The sequence below is a fragment of the Hwanghaeella sp. genome (genome assembly GCF_965227365.1).
Lineage (GTDB): Bacteria > Pseudomonadota > Alphaproteobacteria > UBA8366 > Aestuariispiraceae > Hwanghaeella.
In genome coordinates, this window is record NZ_OZ245754.1 from 1,175,725 (window position 1) to 1,194,305 (window position 18,581).

An 18,581-nucleotide genomic window follows, 5' to 3' on the forward strand; every position below is an offset into this window, starting at 1 on the left:
CGCTGTTGCGGTGGTTGAGACGTGCCGGCTGTGCAAACCGTGCATTGCCGACCAATGATACATGAAGGGGCCGGTTGCCGCAGTCCCCTTCGCGCCGTCGTTTCCTAAGGGTCTGAAACCCCTGAATATTCTACAGTAACTGTTCAAGTCTATAGCCAACTTTGTAAATATCACGTTAACCGGTTCATAGGCTTGGGCAAGTCCCTGTCTTTCAAATCCAAGAATTCCGCGTTCCGCCTCGTCTTACAGGAAGTTGACCAGGGACAATTGCCGCCGGGTCGATATCACCGTGAATGAGGCCTGAACCTGCGCGGAAAGCGCGGAAATCTCCGCGGCGGCTGTCGCGTCGTCCACCAGCTTGATGTCGTCCAGGGCGATCTTGCTGATATTGATGAAGTTTTCGTGGTTTTCCTTCTGATCCTGCATGCGGGCCAGGTTCAGACCGTTCGTCGCCTGCAACTGGCGGATCTGGTCGCGCGCTGTCTGTGCCGCGGTCGAGGCTTCGGCCAGGAACTGTTCCCGCTGCGCCTCGGTCAAACCGGTCTGGGCGGAGGAGCGCAGACGAACGATGGATTCGATCAGGTTCTGAAAAGCGGGATCCGTTGCCGTGATGCCGTAGGTCAGGACCGCATCGTCCGCGACGGTGATGGAGACTTTCTCGAAGGACCGGGGATCCTGCGTGTTCGGGCCCTGGGTGTGGTAGGACACCGCTGTGTTCGCGCCGCCGCTGTCGACGATATAGGTCGGGATGTCATTTGCCGTTTCGACCGTGTTCACGACGCCCAGGTCGTTGGTCGTATAGACCGGCAAGGACCTCAAATTAACGACAGGGGCGGTGTCGAAACGGGTGCCGGCGAAAAGGAACCGGTCGCCGATTTCCAGGTTCAGGTTCGCGTCGACCTCGATAAGCAAATTCGTCGCCAGGGTTTCGGTCGTGCTGGCGAAATTCGCATCCTGGGTGGAAAGCGGCTCAGAGGCCTTGATGATGTCGTCGATGATTTCGCTAAGACGTTCCAACGTCGCGTCATAGGATTTCAGGTTCAGTTCCGCCAGGCCGAGCGAATTCACATAGCCTTCGCGGCGGTCGATCTCTGACTGAAGATCCAGAATGCGCGGGGCCTTCGTGCCGTAGTTCTTCAGTTCCTGAAATTTCTCACCGGTCGCGACCTGAAAATTCAACCGGTCGAAATTCAGGTTCTGCCTTTGGATCAAGGCCAAATCCGCCTGCAAACTGCCGAATGTGCTGACCCGTGTAACCATGGTTGAAACATGACCTTTCCGTCGAAGCCCGCATAAAGTCCGGCGGGCATGGTATTCCGGTGAAGATCGAAGCAATCGCCATGCCATCTTGCTCCGGCCTTGTCCCGAGGGGCGTGGCGGATGTGCGGTATTCGACTGTATTTCCGCCGCTGGCGCGGTGCGGAGGCGTGGGAAAATGATTCCCAGTCTCGCTCCGGGGAGTTTGCGGGGCAATCGATAGTCGTCTGATTTAAAAGGGAAAACGCGAGTTCGGGGGAGGTCGGCAATTTTCTCTTGACTCGAAATGTACATTCCGGCTAGCTAATCAACGCTTCAGAAGGAAGCTCCCGGGCAGAAGTCCGGATACATATCGATCCAGAAAGGATTTGTACCATGGGTGATATCGCTCTTACAGCGGCACAACGTTCGTCGCTTCTTTCCCTGCAACAAACTCAGACTCTCAGCGATCGCACGCAGACCCGTCTTACCACCGGTAAGGCGGTTAACAGCGTGGTCGATGATGCGGTCAACTTCTTCCGGGCCCAGGCGCTGTCCGATCGCGGCAGTGACTTTGCTCTGCGCCGGGACGAAATCGACCAGGGGGTTAGCTCCCTCAGTACTGCGTTGCAGGCCGTCGAGTCAGTCGACAACCTCCTGAACCAGCTTCAAGGTATCGTCGAAGCGGCGCGTTCGCAGTCCACTGCGGAACGTCAGTCGGCGACCACGCAGTTCATTGAAGTTGGTAAGCAGATTTCCGAGTTGATCGAGGACGCGTCCTTCGCCGGCTTGAACCTGCTGAACTCCACCAACTCCACTTTGGATGTCTCCTTCGGTGTCCGGACGTCGTCCCGTCTCCAAGTCACGGGCTTCAACCTGAACACCACCGCGGCGGACTCCACGACCGGTATCTTCACGGTCGCGGCGTTCACGGCGGCGAACTCCAGCTTCACAATCTCGAACTTCGGTATCTCGTCCGCGTCGTTCACCTCCTTCGGGGCGGACAACTCCAACGTCTCCTTCGCGACGACGGCGGTGCAGCGGATTTCGACCGGTATTTCCAACCTTCGCGCCCGTGGCGCGTCGCTGGGTGCCAACGTCGCTATCCTGCAGACCCGTTTGGACTTCACCGATGCTTACGTGAACGAGCTGCAGGTCGGTTCCGACAAGTTGACCTTGGCGGATCTGAACGAAGAAGGTGCCAACCTGGTGGCGTTGCAGACCCGGCAGCAGTTGGGGATTCAGTCCCTGGCCATCTCCGGTCAGCAGCAGCAGGCTATCCTGGCGCTTCTGAACTAAGGACTAGCGTAACAATCGATCGATCTCTCCTTTCTCTCTCTCGATCGTATCGATTTCCTGAAGGGCCCCGTTCGCGGGGCCCTTTTTCTTTTCGGCGGCCGCTTTCCCGCCTCCTTTCCCATTTCCAAGATGCTGACCCCGCCGCCGTGACCCCGCCGCCGTGACCCTGTCGCGGCGGATGTGAGGACCCTCGGAAACGTCGGGTTTTCCACTGTGCCGATTCTTGCCCAGCGACCTGTCCGAAGCGATGGGATGAATCTGCCGCAGGCCCGGTTTTCCGCCCTTTTTTGGCGCCTCCGAAGGCGGCCGAAATCTCAATTATATAAATAAAAACAACATCTTGATCCGTTCTGGCACGGAAATTGATGTGTTCTTGCCGATTTGTCGCGCCGAGGCGCAAGCCGCCCTTTCAGCACGACGACGGATCAAGAGAACGATTGAGAGAGAAGGAGCGGCGGAGAATCCGTCAGCCAGAAAGGTAGAGAGATCATGACCAACGATATCGCGCTTACAGCCGCCCAGCGCTCGTCGCTGTTATCCCTGCAGCGTACGCAGTATCTCAGCGACCGCACGCAGACGCGCCTGTCGACGGGCCGCAAGATCAACGAGGTCGTGGACGATGCGGTGAACTTCTTCCGGGCCCGGACGCTGTCCGACCGTGCCGGCGATTTCCAGCTCCGCAAGGACGATATCGATCAGGGGATCAGCGCTCTCAACACCGCGCTGGACGCGATTGAGGCGATCGACGCTCTGCTCAACCAGCTCAAAGGTATCGTCGAGGCGGCCCGCTCCCAGTCGACCCAGGAACGCCAGGCAGCGTCCTCGCAGTTCATCGAGGTCGGGCGCCAGATTTTCGAACTAGTCGAAGATACCTCCTATCAGGGCCTGAACCTATTGACGTCGACCAACTCGACGCTGGATGTGGCCTTCGGGATCCGGACATCCTCGCGCCTTCAGGTGCAGGGTCTGAACCTGAACACGACGCAGGCGGATACGCAGTTCGGTATCTTCTCCATCGCCGCGTTCACGTCGAACAACTCGACCTTCACGCTGTCGAACTTCGGGGTTTCCTCCGGGTCCTTCACGTCCTTCGGTTTGGACAACTCCAGTGTTTCGACCGCGACCAGCGCGGTCCAGACGCTCGATGCCGGTATCGGCCGGTTGCGCGGTCTGGCCCAGTCCCTGGGTTCGAACGTCGCGATCCTGCAAACCCGACTGGATTTCACGCAGGAATACGTGAACGAACTGTCCGTCGGTTCCGACAAGCTGACACTGGCGGATCTGAACGAAGAAGGCGCGAACCTCGTGGCCCTTCAGACTCGGCAGCAGTTGGGTATCCAGTCGCTGTCGATCTCGGGTCAGCAACAGCAGGCCATCCTGTCACTGCTGCAGTAAGGTCAAAGGTACGGGCGGGGCGCGCGCGGAAGGCGTGCCTCGCCGTATCTCGCGGCGGCCGACGCTTTCCGTCGGCGGTCCGCGGCGCGCCGCTGCACAGCTTGTTCCCCCTGGAATCAAGATAAGTATGGCAGCACCGGACGGGTGTTGTGTAAATTTTGCCCGTTGAACCGCTTACGGAAGGGCGTCTGCGCATGTCGGGAAATCGCGAAAAGGCCAACAACCTTTTGGCGACGGCGCTTGCCTCCCTGGAAGCAAGCAATACCGAGGCGGCTGTGGAAGCCACCGGGGAAGCGATCAAACTCGCCCCGGGCTATGCCTCGGCCATCCATGTGCTCGGCCTTGCCGCGATGCAGATGGATTCCGCCTTGCGGGCGGAGGAATTGTTCCGCATCGCCCATGACGCGGCGCCGGATGTTCGCGAACATTGCGAGGCGCTTGCGATCGTCAGCGCCAAGCTGGGCCGCCTGAACGACGCGCTCTTCTTCGGAAAAGTCTCCCCATCGCTGCCGCGTGGCGCCGAATTGCAGGGGCTGCTGCCCGCGTGGCTCGGCACCTATGAAGACGCGATGCGGTCGATGGACCGCAGCGACAAGGTCGATGCCGGGTTGAGCCTGATGCGCGAAGGCCGCTATGCCGAGGCGGTGGACGAATTACGCGCCGGGGTCGAATCGAAGACATCGGATGACCGGGGGTGGCGCGCCTTGCGCGATTGTCTCGTGCATATGGGACAGCCCTATGAGGCCCTGCTGGCTGGCCAGGCTCTGGCTTCAATCCGAAAGTCCAGTTTTGAGGATATGTCGGCGGTGGCCGGTATCCTCACCAGCATCGGACGGTTCGACGAGGCACAGTCCTGCCACATCAAGGCCGTGCAGGAATTGCCGCTATCCGCCGGGGTCCGATCCGCTTTGATCCGCGACCTCTATGTGATGCCCGAGGTCAGCCTGGAGGACATTCGCAAATCCGAGCGGCTATGGGAAATCAGCTTCAAGCCGGAGGCCGAGAACCTGCTGCCCAGACCCGAGCCGATCGATGCGGGCGTGTTGCGCGTCGGGCTTTTGAGTGGGCGGCTCCGCGGATTACAGGGATTGGAGACCTTCTGGCCGGCTCTGGCCATGCATGGCCGGAACGACGTGAAGGTGCATGTCTACAACAATAATGCGACGGATGACGCCCTGACCCGGAAGATCCGCGGTGAAGTCGCCGGCTGGACCGACATCCACCGTGTCGATGACGCGACGGTCGCCAGGATCATCCGCAACGACCAGATCGATGTGCTGATCGATCTCGACGGTCACGGGTCGACCGGCCGTATGGGCGTTTCCGGTGCCCGGCCGGCGCCGCTGGTGCTGTCCTGGTTCGGAAAGGTCGATCCGGACGCGGTCATTCATGACGGTGCGATCGACGAAGAAGGGATTTCCTTGAAGAGCGGTGAGCGGATCGCATGCACGCCGTTCTGCTTCGCCGCGGATGTCGCGATCCCGCCTGTGCGCAAGGCCGCACCCTGGATGCCGCTCAGGGCCGGCATTTCCTGCCCGCCGCGAAAGCTCGGGGAAGAGTTCATCGGCATGTTGGCGCAGCTCTGCGCGGCCAATCCCGCCTTGCGCATCGTGCTGAACCCGGTCGCCGTCGGCGGCGGGCCGGGGTTGGATGTGATCGAACCTCTGCTGGACAAGGCGGGGATGCTCGATCGGCTGGACTATAGCGAGCCGACGGAGAATTTCGCCAAGACCATCGACAATTTCACGGCAACCGTCGACTTCGTGCTGGACCCGGGGCCGGACGGCGACCTTCAACTGGCTTGGGAAACGATCAGCAATTCCTGCCCGATACTGGTTCGTTCGGCCGGCTATGCGGTGAACCATGCGGCGTCCGCCCTGCTGCGCCGGATCGGCCTTCAGGAAATGGCGGTGCCGGATTTCGAAACAATGCTGTCACGGGCGAACGACTGGGCCGCGAGCACCGATGCAATCAATACCGTCAAAGAGGAAATGAACATCAGGGTTCGCGATGCCATCGCACCGTCGAAGTCCAGAGAGGAATCCCGCGGCTTCGTGGATGCCTTGCGGGACGCGGCGGGGAAATGTCGCTGACCGTAATCGGCTGTCCGTAACCGTTGGAAGAAACAAGGCGTACCGATATGGCCGAAGGGCTCTTTGAAAGAAATTTGGAGGCGATGCGGAATTTCCAGCCGCATCTGGCACCGCGTTTCGAGGGCGTCCTGCAGCCTTATTCCAGGGTTGTCGGAAATGCGGAAAGCGGCACCCTCAACATCGATCTCGGGCATTCCATGCTGTATGAGGGCGATGCGGTTTCTTCCACAACGAAACAGGTGGAAGCCTATCAGAGCGTTCGGTATCAGCGCATTCTGCAGGGATGGCCGGGCGAGCCGGAAGAGCATGACCGGATCGCCGAACGCCTGGTCCGAGCGGGGGTCGGGTATCTGCGCGGCCGCGACATCATGGGGCGTGACCATGAGGTCGACCCCGACGGCGGTTACCTGATCGTCTTCGGCCTCGGTCTCGGCCTGCATCTGGAACCTCTGATCGACCGGCTGGATGTGCGGTCGGTCATCGTCGTCGAACAGTTCGACGAGTTCGTCTACCACGCCATGCATCAGGTCGAATTGGGACCTTTGTTCGAAAAGATCCATCGGCGCAACGGTTTGCTGAATTTCGTCATTCACGATACCCCGGAAGTCATCGCGAACTTCCTTTTCTATATGATGCGGCAGGATTCCTTCGGCCTCATCGACGGGTCCTACATCTTCGATCACTACCCGTCCTATGTCCTGGCGGAAGCGAAGAAGCGCTTCCTCGATCGTTTGCCGCTGCTGTCGTCCAATCCGGGCTTTTTCGAGGACGAACAGGTGATGATCCGCAATTATGTCGGCAACGTCACCAGCCAGGAATCCCTGGTCTATGCGGACAAGCCGCGCGTGGTGAAACGGACGCCGGTCATCGTTTGCGGGTCAGGCCCGTCGATCGACGAGGCCGCCGATTTCGTCCGGCAGCACAAGGACGATGCCGTCGTGATCAGTTGCGGCACCGGGCTCGGCGCGCTTCTGGGGCACGGGATCTATCCCGATTTCCATGTCGAAATCGAAAACACACCGGGACCCGTCGAGATCATTCGGTCCCTGGCCGACAAGTACGACCTGTCGCGGATCTGTCTCATTGCCAGCAATACGGTGCGCCCGGAGATGGCCGGGTGTTTCGGCAAACGGATCCTGTTCTTTCGCGACTCCGTCTGCTCATCCAAGCTGTTCGGACAGCGGCACGGGGAGATCTATTATGCCGCCCCGACGGTCGCGAACACCGCCGCTCGGATCGCGCTCGGCATGGGATTCCGGGACTTGTATCTTGTCGGCGTCGACCTAGGGTCCCGCGATGCGAGCCTCCATCACGGGCGTCATTCCGTCTATGTCGCCGACGAAGCGTTCCTTGCGACCCATCCCGAGCATCTGAATGCCACGAAATACACGATCGCCGCCCCCGGAAACTTCGGCGGCACGGTTCAGACCAACCACAGTTTCCTGTATGCCAGCGTCAGTTTCTCGGGCCTGATCGCGCGTTACAAGGACGCGGTCGTGCGTAATTTGAGCGACGGCATACGCATTCCGGGGGCGACTCCCTGTCTGCCGAAATCCGCCGTTCTGGAAGGGGATATCTCACGCAAGAGCCGTGAGCTGGAACGCCTGCGCGGTGAATTCGATGCCGCCGAACAGCGGGAAATGGCGCCGCCGGAAAAGCTGGCGATTTTGGGCGAGGCGCTGGACCAGTTCTATTCATCCTTCGAGGAGATCCTGAAATCCGCCAAGTCGGACGACCTCGATCTTCGCGCGCTCTACGATGCGTTCAAGGGATTGCTCGAAGACAGCTCCGCGCCGGATGTGGATGTCTGCATCCAACGCATGCATGTCGGCACGATGATGGTCTGCTTCACCTTCCTGTACCGGGCCTATCGACGCATGGATGCCGCGGAACGCGGCCCGTTCTTTGAGTTCTTCCGCGATACGATGCTCGACCTGCTCGGCGAAATGCGGCAGAGCAGCGCGGCACTGGCGTCCGATCTGCATAGCAAGGCGGCGGCCGCGGCCGCGTGATGTAAGGGCCGGGCCATGTGCGGGATTGCCGGCGCGATAACCTCCAAGCCTCTCGATGAGGAAAAGCTCGTCCATGTGCTGGACCGTATGCGGGCGCGCGGCCCGGACGGCTGTGGTCATGCGGTCAGGACGCTCGGAGACCACGCCCTTTCCCTGATGCATACGCGGTTGTCGATCGTGGACTTGGATACGCGTTCCGATCAGCCGTTCCGCAAGCATGGGCTGACGCTGGTCTACAACGGGGAGGTCTACAACTTCCCGGAACTGCGCAAGGAGCTGGAAGGGTTCGGTGTCCGGTTCGAGACCACCGGCGATACCGAGGTCATCCTCGAAGCCTATCGACGGTGGGGGGCGGACGCGGTCAAGCGTTTCGAGGGGATGTGGGCCTTCGCGCTGCATGACCCCGAACGGGATACGCTGCTGCTGAGCCGCGATCGCTTCGGGGAAAAGCCGCTCTACCTCTGGACGCGTCCGGAAGGTTTGTATTTCGCGTCGGAGATCAAGGCGCTTGCCGCAATGGCGGGCGAAAAACCGGCGGTGAACCTCGGTCAGATCCGCCGTTATCTGGTGAACGGCTACAAGTCTCTCTATGCCGCAGGCGAGACCTTCCATGAAGGCGTTTCCGAGTTTCCCGCCGGAACGCTCGCCGAGGTCCGGGGAGACGGTGTCGTCGCACCGAAGCCCTATTGGTCGCTTGGTTTCGCGCCGGTTGAGATGACGCTGGACGAGGCGGTCGAACAGGCACGGAAGCATGTGATCGATGCGGTGGAATACCGGTTGCGCGCGGATGTGCCCGTTGCCGTCCGTCTGAGCGGCGGCATCGATTCCAACGTCATCGCCGGCGTGGCGCAGAATGTTCTGGGACGGAAGGTGACCGCCTTCTCCGTCCTGGACGATGATCCACGTTATGACGAGACAGCCAGCATCATGCGGGCGGTCGACTATTTCGGCTGCGACCATCATGCCATCCGGATTCCGAAGCGGGGGTTCCTGGATAGGCTGGAGGGGTTGATCGACTATTTCGATGGCCCGCTGATGACGATTTCCTATTACCTGCATGCCCTTGTATCGGAAGAGATCCACCAGGCCGGGTTCAAGGTCTCCCTCGGCGGGACGGGGGCGGATGAACTGTTTTCCGGCTATTACGATCACTATCTCTTCTGGCTGGCGTCGCAGAAGGAACGGGAGGATTTCGAGACTCTGGTGGCGGAATGGCGCGGAACCTATGGCCGTTTCGTTCGCAATCCGTTTCTGCAGAACCCTCGGGCCTTCATCGAGCAACCGACGTCGCGCGATCACATCTTTCTGGGGGCCGAGCGCTTTGCGGCATTCCTGCGGGAACCCTTCACCGAACCGCATCGGGAGCGGCACTTCGCCGACGATCCGTTGCGCGGGCGAATGCTGAACGAACTGTTCGTCGAGACGGTGCCGGTGATGCTGCATGAAGACGACCTTGCCGCCATGGCCTATTCGGTCGAGAACAGGGCGGCCTTCCTGGACAGCCGATTGGCGGAATTCCTCTCCACGGTGCCGACCCGGCATCTTATACACGACGGCTTGCCGAAATACCTGCTGCGTAAGGCAGGCGAAGGGATCGCGGCGCCCGAGATCATGGAAAATCCGCGCAAGCAGGGGATCAATGCGCCGGTGACGAATATGATCGACGTCACAGACCCGGCCGTCAGATCCGCTATTCTCGACAATTCGCCGTTCTACGACATCGTGGACCGGACAAAGGTGGAAGCCTTCCTGGACCAGGGGACGGGGCTGAACAGTGAAAGCAAGTTTCTGTTCTCGCTGATATCGGCCAAACTGTTCGTGGACCGGGCAGCCGCGCCCGAGGTTTGACAGGAAGATCATGCGTTACTGCACGAGATGCATTCTGCCGGATACCAGACCGGGCCTGACCATCGACGAGGAAGGCGTTTGTTCCGCGTGCCGGGGGCATGAGGACAAGGAACATCACATCGATTGGGCGGCGCGGAAGCTGGCTTTCGAAGCGCTTGTCGCAGACGCCAAGGAACGCAGCACGGGTTATGACTGCATCGTCCCGGTCAGTGGCGGAAAAGACAGCTGGTATCAGATCATCAAGGCGCAGGAATTCGGCTTGAAGATCCTGGCCGTTACCTGGCGCACCCCGGCGCGGACCGAGATCGGCCAACGCAACCTGGACAATATGATCGGCAGTCTGGGCGTCGACCATATCGACTATACGATCAATCCGGATGTCGAACGCCGCTTCATGAAAGCCGCCTTTGAAAAGCTGGGCGCGACCGGACTGCCCATGCATATGGCGCTGTTCGCCATTCCCATCCGGCTCGCGCTACAGTTGCGCATTCCCCTGATCGTCTGGGGTGAGAATGCCCAGCTGGAATATGGCGGGGCGAAGGATGAAAGGCTGGCAACCCATCTGGATCGCGAATGGCTCGCGAAACACGGTTGTCTGCAGTCGACGAATGCCGCGGACTGGGTCGGCGCCGAGGGGCTTACAGAAGAGGATCTCGTGGCTTATGCCCTGGGTGAGGTCGGGGACTTCAAACTGGAGTCCGTATTCCTGGGATCCTATTTCAAATGGAACAGTTTCGAGAATGCCGAGATCGCCGCGAAACACGGTTTCGAATCGAACGCGAGCCATTTGAAGACGGGCACCTGGGATTTCGCGGATATCGACTGCCGGTTCATCTCCCTGCACCATTTCCTGAAATGGTATAAGTTCGGCATCACACGCAGCTTTGATAACCTGTCCGTCCAGGTTAGGATGGGCATGACGACAAGAGAAGAAGCGATTGAAATCATTCGCCAAAAAGGGTGGGAAGCTCCTCATGAAGACATCAAGGCGTTCTGCGCCTTTCAAGAGCTACCCGAGGAATGGTTCTGGCGGATTTGCGAGAGCTTCAGGAATCCGGCAATCTGGCGCCGTGACTCCGACGTATGGACGATACCGGGTTTCTTGATTGAGGATTGGCCATGGCGGAACAGCCAACCGACATGCGCGTCGTCATCCTGACGACCGAAACGGTTCATCACTGCTATTTCGTGAGAGAACTTGCGAAGAACGTGACGCATGTCATGGTGTGCGAGGAACGCCGTCCGATTTCCGCCGAGTTCGAAACGCATCACGAATTCGAATCGAAGAGCGACGACTATGAATTGAAGCTCTGGTTCGAAGGCAAGAAACCGACCCTGGGCGACTTAGCGCCGACGCATACCTATCACGATATCAACGATCCCGAATGCATTCAGAAAATCCGTGAGTTCGACCCGGACGCGATTGTCGTCTTCGGCACCGGAAGGTTGTCGGAAGACCTGATCGATGTTCGACCGGATCGGATCGTCAATCTGCACGGGGCGAACCCGGAAGACTATTTCGGCATCGATACGCATCTCTGGGCGATCTATCACAAGGACTTCGACGGGTTGGTCTCCACGCTGCACCGTGTCGAATCCAACAACGACCGGGGTGGGGTGGTTTTGAGCGCGGGCATTCCGATCGAACCGGATATGGAGATGCATGAATTCCGCGCAGCGAATACCGAAGTTTGCGTTCAACTGGTGATGCAGGGCCTGCACATGCTGCAAACCTTCGGCCAGTTCATCAGCCGTCCGCAAAACCGTAGCGGACGGTTCTACGGCTTCATGCCCACCGTGCTGAAGGAACTCTGCAAGCAGCGTTTCGAACGGTATACCAGCCAGCTCTGACGGCGGGCCCGCCTTGACCGATTATCCTCCTCCTTCTGCGCCTTGCCGCTTTTGCGGCGCGGCGGATTGGTCCTTCCTGGCCGGATACGATGCGCCGCCGCCCGGCGAAACCGATTTCGGCTTCTCGCCCTATCGACGCGGCTTGTGGCAGTGCGGCGGATGCCGCCATGTGGTGAATGTGCACGACATGGATCTGGCGGGGATCTACGACGCCGACTATTGGGACCGCACCTATGGCGGCAGCCGCATGGTGGAAACCTTCGAGCGGATCATGGCGCTGCCGCCGGAAAAATCCGACAACCGTGCCCGTGTCGAGCGTGTCGACGAAATGGCCCGCAGGCTGGCGGTGCCGGAAGGGTTTGGGGACCTGCTGGACGTGGGATCCGGGCTGGCCGTGTTCCCGGCGGCGATGCGCGCGAAGGGATGGACCTGTCTGGCGTTGGACCCGGATGCGCGCGGTGCCCGGCACGCCCGCGAACGGGCCGGCGTGGATGCGGTTGCGGGCGATTTCATGCTGGTGGAACTGGATCGGACATTCGATCTGATCACCTTCAACAAGGTCCTGGAACATGTGACCGATCCTTTCGCCATGTTGGCGCGGGCCGGTGGCTTCCTGAAGCCGGGCGGTGTCGTCTATGTGGAATTGCCCGACGGCGAGGGGGCGATTGCCGACAGCCCGGGGCGGGAGGAGTTTTTCGTCGAACATTACGACGCCTATTCCGTGGCTTCCTTGAGCCTGCTGGCCGTCAATGCGGGATTCCGCGTCGAACTGATCGAGCGGGTGAGGGAACAGAGTTCCAAATACACCCTGCGCGCTTTTCTGGTTCGGTCCGGGGATGTCGGTTGATGTCGACGACGGCACCCGTGCTGACCGAGAGGAGTTTCGAGGCGAAGCATCTTGGCGGCCCGGTTTTCGACTGTGCGGACCCGGAACGGGCGGCGGCAGCCGTTGAGCAAGCCAGGAAAGCTGGCGCCATTCTGGTCAGTTGCCGCACCGAAGGTGCCGGAACGCACCTCTCGAACGCCGGGTTCCGCAAGGTCGAAACGCTGGTCACGTTTGAACGAAAGACCGCCGGCGGGATTGTGGAAGGCCCCATCACAGCGGCTGTCCGTTCGGGGGGAATAGAAGACATCCCGGCGTGCCGGCGGATTGCCGCGGCGGCGTTGCGCTGGGACCGTTTTCATGCGGATCCAAGGATCGATGACCGGGCAGCCGATACCTTGAAAGCGGATTGGATCGAGAACGACTTGCGCGGCCGCGCGGATGTTACATTCGTGGTCGAGGCGCTTGGAAACGTCGCGGGGTTCTGCGCGATGCTCTTGCGGTCCGACGTCGCGGTGATCGACTTGATCGCCGTCGATCCTGACCAGCAGGGACAGGGGCTTGGTCGGGCGCTAGTCGCCGCTGCGCTGGATCATTACCGGGACCGGGTAGCCACGATGCAGGTCGGAACCCAGGCAGGGAATCCGTCATCGCTCAATTTTTACCGATCCATGGGATTCGAAGAAATCAGGCGCGCCGATACATGGCACTGGATGCCGTGATTGCCGGTCAGATGTCTTCGTCCAGCCAGTTTTCAACGACCATGTTCTGTTCCCGGCAATAGGCCTCGAACGCGTCCATCTTCGTCACTTCCACAAGCAGGACATAGCGCAGTCCCGTTTCCCGGTTGCGGGACAACGCGGTGCGGAAGCCATGATTCTTCAACCGGCCGTTGGTCGACGGCGTGGCGTAAAAGCCCCAATCCTTGGCGGCCACGTCATATTCCGCGCCGCTCGGTGTCTTGAAGGTCACCATCTGATCCTCGGCCAGATGGATATCGGCGGTATGGGATATGGTGACGCCCTTGACGCTGAAATCACGCGGGGGATCGAGACGGTCGATTTTCATAATCTCTCCAAAGGGCGCCCGGCCGTAACGTTTGACGTCTAGACGAGCTTTTTGTCGTCCTTGCCGCCCCAACGCATCGATGTCGCGACGATCTCGTCGACCGGCGCGGTCAATGGATCGCCGAGATGCTTGTAGACCCATTGCGCCCGCTCGTAGTCGGACGGGGTGTCGACCGCGATCGAGACGCCTTCATAACGGTTGTCCGCTACGGCGACGTTTTCGATGCTGAACATCTCTTCGTGTTCATAGAAGAAAGCGGTTACATGTTCGCGATAACGAAGGTCCTTCGTGGTCGCGCAAAGACGCCGAAGGGCGGCGGTCTCGACCGCTTCCGCACTGCATCCGATGGGGAAGGTGCGGGGGTGGACATTCGTGGCGACGTCGGGCCGTTCATCCAGGTATTTTTCGCAGACCAGATCGACAACCGCCGGGTCGATGAAAGGACTATCGCCGCAGATCCGCACGAACCAGTTCAGCCGGAACTGCGTGGCACAGGCCAGGCAGCGGCCGGCGACGTCACGCCAGTTGCCCCGGAAACATTCGATCCCCTGCTGCTCGGCGAATTCGACCAACGGGTCGTCGCGTTCGGAATTGGTGGTGGCCAGGATGATCCGGTCGACATGCTTCGTCTGCCTCAGCCGGGCAATCGTCAGGCCGAGCAGAACGGTATCGCCCAGCGGCAGCAGGGCCTTGCCGGGCAGCCGGGTCGAGCCCATCCGCGCGAGGACGATATGGGCTGCATTCTTGGGCATGCGAACTCCTTACACTAACTGTGATCTGCCGGGCCTCAGGCCAGGTTGGCTTCCCGTTGCGCACGGCGCCAGGCATCGACATACCATTCGCAGTATTGCCGGTAGCCGTCTTCCAGCCCGTATTCCGGTTCGAAGCCGAGGACGGATTGGGCGCGTTCGATGGAAAGCGTCCCGCGCACGGGCTTGTCCACGGCGCGCGGGCGATCCTCCAGTATGGCTTCCGGCACGATGGATTTCACCACCGCAGCCAGATCGGCGATCGTGCGCGCATTGCCGAAGGTCAGGTTGAAGGTGCTGGATGCATCCGGCCCGTCATGCAGGGCAAGCGCGCGGACCTGTCCCTGGACCAGATCCCGAATATAGGTGAAATCCAGCCGCCCGTCACCGCCGCCTTCCAGCAGCAGGGGTTTGCCGGTCAGGGCGTTCTCGATGAACATCTGACTCACGCGGCGGGAGATGCATCGCTCGCCATAGAGGGCGGAAGGACGAATGACCGTCGTGCCCAACCCGTATTGGGTGCGATAGGTCCGTATCAGTCGCTCGCCCATGAACTTCGCGTTGGCGTAGATGCCTTCCGGGCGCGGGAAGGTCCTTTCGTCGACACTGTCGCCTTCGAAATCGCCATAGACCGTGCTGGATGACATGAACATCACCTGGTTGATCCGGTCGGTCTTGGGTCGAACCAGTTCCAGGGTGTTGCGCAGGGTGATCAATTGCAGGTCGAAGGCCAGGCCCGGTTCCTTCTTTGCGTCGACGGCACTGGCGATGGCCGCCATGTGGACGACCTTGGTCGGGTCGAATTCCTCGAAACAGCGGCCCAGATCGGCGAGCAGACGGGCATCCGCGTTGCGCAATTGCACATGGGCCGACCGCAGCAGGGAGAAGCGCTCGTTCAGGAAGTTGCGGTACGCCGTCCGCTGGACCGGATCCTGTTCCTCGACGAAGGAATTCTCGATCAGGCTGTTGACCATCAGGTTGTCGACGATCATCACCGTCGCGCCCATCCGGGCCAGTTCCAGGGCCAGGTTATGGCCGATGAAGCCGGCGCCGCCGATCAACATGATCCGCTGGTCGGCCAGCTTGGGGGCAAGCGTTTCGTACGGGATGTGGCTCATGGAATCGGTTCCTGTTATCCCCGTTTGACGGTTTGTATAGCATCGCGCACGCAATCGACGATGTAGCGGGCGTCACTTTCGCTGACATGCGGCGCGACCGGCAGCGAGACGGTTTGTTCCCCCAGCCATTCCGCGACCGGGAACTGGCCCGGCCGATAGCCGTATTTGGTCCGGTAGTACTCGAACATCGGCACGGCGGAGGGATAATGCACCGATGTTCCGACCCCCTTGGCCTTCAGGAAATCGACCACCCTGTCGCGCGGTAGCGACCCGTCCCGCGGCAATACGATATTGAAACAGTAGTGGCTGGATCGAGCCTGCCCATGGCTGTCCGGGAAAATAGTTAGCTCTGATAGTTCCGCGAGGCCGTCGCGCAGAATGGCGTCGTTCCGGGCGCGGGTTTCCTGGAAACCGTCCAAATGGGAAAGCTGGCTCAACCCCACGGCTGCTTCGACCTCGCTCATGCGATAGTTGTAGCCGAGCGCGTCGACATCATAGATGCCGGGGCGGGTTCGCTCGCCCAAGGCGCGGTTGTAACTGAAAGCGCGGCGCTTGCGGATCGCGGCGGCCAGGTCGCCGTCATCGGTCGTGACCATGCCGCCTTCGATGGAGGTCATGTGTTTCACAGGATAAAAGGAAAAGGCGCCGGCCAGACCCAGACCGCCCGCCTTGCGTCCCTTGTAGGTTGCGTCGACCGCCAGGGCGCAGTCTTCCAGAACGTAGGCGCCGGCGGCCGTTGCCGCCTCGTTGATCGCGTCCATGTCGCAGGGCAGGCCAAGATAATGCACCGGCATGACCGCGGCCAGCTTGGCGCCGTCTTCGACCGCCTTGGCCAACAGGGTCGCGTCCATGTTGCCGGTCGATGCCTCGACATCGATGAACAGCGGCTTGGCGCCGGCCAGTTCGACAGCATGGGCGGTCGCCACATGGGTCATCGCCGGAACCGCGACCCTGTCGCCGGGTCCGATGCCACGGCAGAAATGGACCAGATGCAGACCGGCCGTGCAACTGGAGACGGCGACCGCGTGTTTCACGCCGATCCTGTCCGCGAAGGCTTGCTCGAAGGCTTCGGTGATCTTGCCGTGCACGAGGATACCGCTCTCGAGCACGCTTCGGACCGCGTCGAAAGCGTCTTCGGCCAGCATCGGCTTTCCGAAGGGGATGGTCGCAGCCGTCATATTTTTCGGCCTCTACACAAAGTTTTTTTCAGCTTACCAGATGCTTAGCAATTATTGCGCCACGCATTAGGCCGCCGCTAGAGTTAAGAAAGCGATAAGAACAACGCGCGGATTCGCGGTTTTCAGGCAAGTCCGGCAAAACCGGCGGAGGCGTGATGCGCCAGGAAGATACGCCATGAAGATACGCCAGGGAGATACATCAGGTACTAGGGGCCGGTGAAACCGCAGGAGGCCGATCGCCATGCGTTTGTCTAATGTACCGAGTTGGCAATATCTGCTTCGCGACGTGCATGAGCTCTATCAAATGGGGTCGGCGGGCGGCAGCGCGAAAATCCGCACCCATATGGCGGATGTGCGCCGGGCCCTGGGCCGGGTTTTCGAGGACGATCCCGAGATCGAGTACGGTCCGGCGAAGCAATTGCCGGTCTGTGAACATCTGGACCGGGCGCTCAGCAGCGCGACTGGCCTTCGCACCGCGAAGGTCGCGCGGTCGTTGGAGGCGGTCCGCAGCTTGCTCAATTGGCGCTACGGATACGAGAGGGTGCCGCGGGGCCTGACCCGAAAATACGGTTTCTGCGAATTCCTGGGCCCCAACGGTCCTGTCGTCAGTGACCGGATCATCATCGGCTGCGTTCTCTTTGCGCCGAAGACGACCTATCCAGCGCACAGCCATAAAGGCATCACCGAAAGCTATGTCTGTATCGCCGGGAATACGTCGGAAAACGATGCCGGTGTCTATGCGCCGGGATCCTTGATCTTCAATCCGCCGGGGCAGATGCACCGGATCACCACGGCGGATCGGGAGCCCTGTCTGCTGGTCTACGCCTGGACCGGCTCCTCGGACGCCCTGACAACCCAGAAGATGACTTTCTCGAAGAAATAGGCGGCGCGGATCAGATCAGCCGCGGCACGGCAACAGCGCGGCCGGTCTCCACGCTTTCCCAGGCGGCCAGACAGATATTCATGACCTGGAAGACGTCATGGGCGCTGACGACGGGGTCGCGGTCTTCGCGGATAGCGGCGATGAAGTCGGGCAGCAGGTCGCCCTTTTCGATCGCGGGATAGGGGGTGTCGAATGCGGTTTCGTCCTCCGGCCGGTCGCCGCTATAGAGGCGCGCCGGGCCGTTGGCATTCTCGAAGCTCAATTTCGTGCCGTACAGGTTCAGGGTGTGGATCTGGCGCCGCTGCGGCGCGAAGCTGGTGGTCGACTTGGCCAGCAGGTCGCTGTCGAAACGCAGCAGGCTGACCATCGTATCCGGGTATTTGAAGGCGCTGTCGCGGGTTACCTTCTTCGCGGCCATGGCCGTGACCTCGGTCACCTCTTCCCCGGCGATCCAGCGCATCAGGTCGATCAGATGGATGCCGCCGCCATAGGTGACGCAATAGAAGTCCATCTTGCCGCGCCAGCCCTCTGTGATTTTCCACAGGATCTGGTGGATGTAGTCGCCTTCCATGTAATGCAGATCGCCGAACTCGCCGTTCCGAACCATGTCCCGCACTTTTTGGAAGCGGGGGCTCTGCCGCAGGATCAGGTTCGAGGATAAGCGCCGTTTCGCATCCGTCTGGGCGCGCATCACCCGGTCCAGGTCCGGGCGGTTCAGGGCCAGCGGCTTTTCCACCATGACATGCAGTCCCGCCTCGAAGGCGGCGACGGCCTGGTCCGCATGGGCATCGTCGTAGGAGCAGATCGAAACCGCGTCGAGGTCGGCGCGGTCCAGCATCGTCCGGTAATCCGCATACCGGGCCGGAACATCCTGCCGGTCGCCGACCTCCTGCAGTTTGGCGGGGTCGATGTCGCAAATCCCGGTGACCTCAACGCCCTCGATCTGGCGATAGCCGACGATATGCCGTTCGCCGACTCCGAGACCGATAACTCCAACCTTGATGGGGGGCAACGGCACTGTTCCTTCT

16 protein-coding genes are annotated in these 18,581 nt (G+C 60.6%); 10 read left to right on the forward strand and 6 right to left on the reverse strand.

Annotated elements, in window-relative coordinates; all coding sequences use genetic code 11:
* Nucleotides 1-243 precede the first annotated feature (243 nt).
* Nucleotides 244-1,260, reverse strand: coding sequence for a flagellin (locus ACQK2G_RS05290; protein WP_425403984.1), 1,017 nt, complete (start codon nucleotides 1,258-1,260; stop codon nucleotides 244-246).
* A gap of 372 nt (nucleotides 1,261-1,632) precedes the next feature.
* On the opposite strand from ACQK2G_RS05290, the gene ACQK2G_RS05295 reads away from it, so the two are divergent.
* The 9 genes from ACQK2G_RS05295 to ACQK2G_RS05335 all read left to right on the forward strand — a co-directional run bounded on the left by ACQK2G_RS05295 (nucleotide 1,633) and on the right by ACQK2G_RS05335 (nucleotide 13,279).
* The gene (locus ACQK2G_RS05295) at nucleotides 1,633-2,535 is read left to right on the forward strand and encodes a flagellin (protein ID WP_425403985.1); all 903 of its coding nucleotides are present in this window, start codon (nucleotides 1,633-1,635) and stop codon (nucleotides 2,533-2,535) included.
* Between the two features lie 489 nt (nucleotides 2,536-3,024).
* A complete protein-coding gene (locus tag ACQK2G_RS05300; RefSeq protein ID WP_425403986.1) occupies nucleotides 3,025-3,930 on the forward strand; it encodes a hypothetical protein in 906 nt (301 codons plus the stop codon).
* 194 nt (nucleotides 3,931-4,124) lie between these two features.
* Entirely contained in the window at nucleotides 4,125-6,023 is a 1,899-nt protein-coding gene (locus tag ACQK2G_RS05305; RefSeq protein WP_425403987.1) for a hypothetical protein, read from the forward strand.
* 47 nt (nucleotides 6,024-6,070) lie between these two features.
* Nucleotides 6,071-8,035: a motility associated factor glycosyltransferase family protein gene (locus ACQK2G_RS05310; RefSeq protein ID WP_425403988.1), complete on the forward strand. Its 1,965-nt coding sequence runs from the start codon at nucleotides 6,071-6,073 to the stop codon at nucleotides 8,033-8,035.
* A gap of 15 nt (nucleotides 8,036-8,050) precedes the next feature.
* Nucleotides 8,051-9,883 (forward strand): asparagine synthase (glutamine-hydrolyzing), encoded by a 1,833-nt coding sequence (asnB, locus tag ACQK2G_RS05315; RefSeq protein WP_425403989.1) that lies wholly within the window; start codon nucleotides 8,051-8,053, stop codon nucleotides 9,881-9,883.
* A 10-nt stretch (nucleotides 9,884-9,893) separates the two neighbouring features.
* Nucleotides 9,894-11,042, forward strand: a complete 1,149-nt coding sequence (locus ACQK2G_RS05320; protein WP_425403990.1) for an N-acetyl sugar amidotransferase — start codon at nucleotides 9,894-9,896, stop codon at nucleotides 11,040-11,042.
* Entirely contained in the window at nucleotides 11,003-11,734 is a 732-nt protein-coding gene (locus ACQK2G_RS05325) for a formyltransferase family protein (RefSeq protein WP_425403991.1), read from the forward strand. Before ACQK2G_RS05320 ends, ACQK2G_RS05325 begins: the two co-directional genes overlap by 40 nt.
* A 13-nt stretch (nucleotides 11,735-11,747) precedes the next feature.
* On the forward strand, nucleotides 11,748-12,581 hold the full coding sequence (locus ACQK2G_RS05330; protein WP_425403992.1) for a class I SAM-dependent methyltransferase: 834 nt from the start codon (nucleotides 11,748-11,750) through the stop codon (nucleotides 12,579-12,581).
* A complete protein-coding gene (locus ACQK2G_RS05335; RefSeq protein WP_425403993.1) occupies nucleotides 12,581-13,279 on the forward strand; it encodes an N-acetyltransferase family protein in 699 nt (232 codons plus the stop codon). The genes ACQK2G_RS05330 and ACQK2G_RS05335 overlap by 1 nt, the downstream gene beginning before the upstream one ends.
* Before the next feature lie 7 nt (nucleotides 13,280-13,286).
* On the opposite strand, the gene ACQK2G_RS05340 is transcribed toward ACQK2G_RS05335, so the two are convergent.
* The 4 genes from ACQK2G_RS05340 to ACQK2G_RS05355 are packed head-to-tail and all read right to left on the reverse strand — an operon-like array spanning nucleotide 13,287 to nucleotide 16,670.
* On the reverse strand, nucleotides 13,287-13,625 hold the full coding sequence (locus ACQK2G_RS05340; RefSeq protein WP_425403994.1) for a hypothetical protein: 339 nt from the start codon (nucleotides 13,623-13,625) through the stop codon (nucleotides 13,287-13,289).
* Between the two features lie 38 nt (nucleotides 13,626-13,663).
* A complete protein-coding gene (locus ACQK2G_RS05345) occupies nucleotides 13,664-14,377 on the reverse strand; it encodes a cytidylyltransferase domain-containing protein (RefSeq protein WP_425403995.1) in 714 nt (237 codons plus the stop codon).
* A 35-nt stretch (nucleotides 14,378-14,412) separates the two neighbouring features.
* A complete protein-coding gene (locus ACQK2G_RS05350) occupies nucleotides 14,413-15,492 on the reverse strand; it encodes an NAD-dependent epimerase/dehydratase family protein (RefSeq protein WP_425403996.1) in 1,080 nt (359 codons plus the stop codon).
* Between the two features lie 14 nt (nucleotides 15,493-15,506).
* Nucleotides 15,507-16,670: a DegT/DnrJ/EryC1/StrS family aminotransferase gene (locus ACQK2G_RS05355; protein ID WP_425403997.1), complete on the reverse strand. Its 1,164-nt coding sequence runs from the start codon at nucleotides 16,668-16,670 to the stop codon at nucleotides 15,507-15,509.
* Nucleotides 16,671-16,911: 241 nt separating this feature from the next.
* On the opposite strand from ACQK2G_RS05355, the gene ACQK2G_RS05360 reads away from it, so the two are divergent.
* Nucleotides 16,912-17,553: a dimethylsulfonioproprionate lyase family protein gene (locus tag ACQK2G_RS05360; protein WP_425403998.1), complete on the forward strand. Its 642-nt coding sequence runs from the start codon at nucleotides 16,912-16,914 to the stop codon at nucleotides 17,551-17,553.
* Between the two features lie 10 nt (nucleotides 17,554-17,563).
* On the opposite strand, the gene ACQK2G_RS05365 is transcribed toward ACQK2G_RS05360, so the two are convergent.
* Nucleotides 17,564-18,571: a Gfo/Idh/MocA family protein gene (locus ACQK2G_RS05365; RefSeq protein WP_425403999.1), complete on the reverse strand. Its 1,008-nt coding sequence runs from the start codon at nucleotides 18,569-18,571 to the stop codon at nucleotides 17,564-17,566.
* Nucleotides 18,572-18,581 lie beyond the last annotated feature (10 nt).